Source organism: Haloferax sp. s1, from assembly GCF_058382125.1.
Window position 1 is genome coordinate 1 of the sequence record NZ_JBZRPK010000323.1, and the last position, 3,140, is coordinate 3,140.

The window sequence follows — 3,140 nt, forward strand, 5'->3', positions numbered from 1 at the left end:
AGTCAGACGTGTCGCAGCCTTCGAGCGTTCCGGGTGCATACTCCGTCTCCTTGATGTTCGTGTTAGGGGACTTCGAGGAGACGACGAGTACGGCATCATGGGCGGTCTGTGGCCCGTCGTTAGTGATGGTGCCTTGGATGGTCGACTCTCGACCGACGCGGAGTGTGCTGTCTTCCGCATCAAGCACGAACGACTGTTCTGCCAACGGCCTTACGCCGGTGGTGAGCTTTTTCGACTTCGTGGGCACACCGTCTTCGTCCTCGTAGTTGACGAGGGCAGAAAGCGAGTACGACTGGGCCGCCGCTGACGGCGCAACAGTGGTCTCGTATTCGAGACGGCGCGTCTCGTTGACGCTCCACTGACCGGCGTACCGGCTCGCAGAGGCTGCCTTCCCGAACGTAACATCGGTGTTCTCGGAACTCAGCGCAACCGAGGAGTCGAAGGCCGTCTGGGTGCCGACGTTGCGCATCGTGACGGTCGTCGTTCCGGTTCCGCCGACCTGTGCGTTGGTCTCGACAGAGACGACTTCAAACCGCGGAGCCTGCTCGATGACGACGGTCACGGGAATCTTGACTTTCTTATCTTCCTCGTTTTTGACGTCACCGTTGTCGCGGACGGACTCGTCGTGTTCGTATCGAGCGACGAGTTTCATTTCGTAGGTTCCCGGAGTCGCGTTTTCGTGGACGGAAACAGAGAACTTCGCATCCCGCTGAGTCGCGTGCGGGAGGTCACCAATCGGGAGCGTCGCCGTGTTCACGTCGACGGGCGCACCCTTGGATTTGAGTGTGAGACGGACGTTACGGGCGGACCGAACCTGCGTTTCGAGTTGCGAGCGCCGTTGGTTACTCAGCGTTGCGGCACTCTCAGTCGAGGAGAACCGCCGATATTCGGTGTCGCCGCCGTAGTTCGTGACAACAACGTTCAGTGCTGTCTCTTGTCCGGGGACGAGTTTGTTGCTCGGCGCGTACGCCTGAAGGTTCGGTTCACCGACGATTCCGGCCATCGCTGGGCTTGGTACTGCAACCAAGACGACCAGTAAGACCGCAAGTGCACGTGAGGATTTCATGGAGTGTGAAGCAGTGGTGGGGAGTGGGTGATTACTGTGTCCAGGTTGGGTGTAGAGACGTGAGGTCGGTCTGTTGTCCACGTCGAAACCCAATTGACTGAACGTACAATCAACATCCTACGGTCAGGAGAGAGCACATATAAATTGAACGAAACTTCGAAAAATATCCTACAAGTTTACTCAGTGCTGTTGGGGAATACCAGCAGTGAACGTCAGTGGACCGTTCACACGCCGATGTACTCTTCGTTGAGCGTCCATCCGCCGTCGCCGTCGCGGACGAGGTACTCGCCGTAGTAGGGGACACGGTTGGCGACGACTTCTTCGAACGCGTGCTGAATATCCGTGCGAGTCATCTCGCCCATCGGTCGCAGGTCGTCGTTCCGGTTGAGACAGCCCTTGAGGTATCCTTGGTGTGTCACACGCACGCGATGACAGTTCGCACAGAATTCGGCGTTCTCGACGGGGTCGACGATTTCGACCATGCCACCGCCGGACGCGTCCGACGGGGCACCACTCGCGTCGCTCGCGGAACCGTTTCCGACGTAGTAGCGACGGCGGTTGTGCATGTCCCGGACTTCGACCTCGTCCGCGAGGTCTGTTAACCACTTGTGGACGCGCTCGATATCGATGTTCCACTCAGGGCGACCCGTGAGTTCCGGCATGTACTGGATGAGTTGGAGTTGGAGGCCTTCGTTCTCTGCGACGTACTCGACCATATCTTCGACGTAGCCCGCGGTTTTGGTGAATACAACCATATTGAGCTTGACGGGCGTTAGACCGGCGTCGACGGCCGCTTTGACGCCTTCCATCACCTTGTCGTACGCACCGGACTTCGTAATCTCGGCGAACGCCTCCGGGTCGAGGGCGTCCTGCGAAACGTTTACGCGGTCGAGACCGACCTCGACGAGGTCGTCGGCACGGTCCGGGAGAAATGTCCCATTAGTCGTAAGCGAAGTCTCCATGGACTCGGGCGTTCGCTGGATTATCTCTTCGAGGTCGGCACGGAGCATCGGCTCGCCGCCCGTGAATTTCACTTTCTTGACGCCGTATTCCTCGACGACATCGAGGAATCGGACCACGTCGTCCGCGCTCATCTCGTCGTCCGAGGCGTCCATCGGTCCGCGCGTATCTCCCAACCCCTCGTTGTGGCAGTAGACGCAGTCGAAGTTACACCGGTCGGTCAAGGAGATGCGAACGCCGGTTACCTCTCTCCCGAAGTCGTCCACCAGCACCATGTGCCGAACAGTCGGGATGTACGTTGATAAATTCGCTGCCGATTGCAGGATACTGGTACCGGGTTTTCGTTACGAATGCGCCGCCGTCAAAGTCAGGTCCGTACAGGCCGATAGCATGGATTGCAACGAGTCGGTTGTATGGGTTACACGAGCCAGTCACACGAGTTGCAACGAGTCAGCCGCCTGAGTTGGCAGACGTCACAGTGGGTCATCACCAGCAGACGAGACCTTACAAAACCCTTATCGGACACACCACCGGATGAACGGACATGGACGAAGCCGACGTACGCGACCGCTTACGAGCGGTCGAGGACCCCGACCTCGGAGACGATATTGTCTCGCTCGGACTGGTGAACGCCGTCGAAGTCGACGGCGACACCGCCCGTATTTCACTCGCGCTCGGGGCACCATACTCCCCGTCGGAGACGGCCATCGGCCGTCGAATCCGCGAAGTGCTCGCAGAAGATGGACTCGAAGCCGACCTCACCGCCAAGATACCGACCAACCGCGACCCCGACGAGGAGGTTCTGCCGGGCGTCAAGAATATTATTGCCGTCTCCTCCGGCAAAGGTGGCGTCGGAAAGTCGACTGTCGCGGTGAACCTTGCGGCCGGTCTCTCGAAACTCGGTGCGCGCGTCGGCCTGTTCGACGCCGACATCTACGGGCCGAACGTCCCGCGGATGGTCTCCGCCGAGGAAGCGCCGCAGGCGACGCAGGACCAGACCATCGTCCCGCCGGAACGATACGGGATGAAACTCATGTCGATGGCCTTCCTCGTCGGCGAGGACGACGCCGGTCACAGCGAGGGCTACTGGAGCCGGTTCGACCGATTCGAGGCC

3 protein-coding genes are annotated in these 3,140 nt (G+C 59.6%); 1 reads left to right on the forward strand and 2 read right to left on the reverse strand.

Going from position 1 to position 3,140, the window contains the following annotated elements; genetic code table 11:
* Both QT222_RS03655 and moaA read right to left on the reverse strand, forming a co-directional pair.
* Positions 1-1,066: COG1361 S-layer family protein (locus QT222_RS03655; protein ID WP_491476339.1), on the reverse strand; the 1,066-nt coding region annotated here is incomplete at its 3' end.
* 224 nt (positions 1,067-1,290) lie between these two features.
* Positions 1,291-2,301 (reverse strand): GTP 3',8-cyclase MoaA, encoded by a 1,011-nt coding sequence (moaA, locus tag QT222_RS03660; protein ID WP_491476340.1) that lies wholly within the window; start codon positions 2,299-2,301, stop codon positions 1,291-1,293.
* 269 nt (positions 2,302-2,570) lie between these two features.
* Here moaA and QT222_RS03665 point away from each other — a divergent pair.
* A partial coding sequence (locus QT222_RS03665) for a P-loop NTPase (RefSeq protein ID WP_491476341.1) occupies positions 2,571-3,140 on the forward strand: 570 nt, incomplete at its 3' end.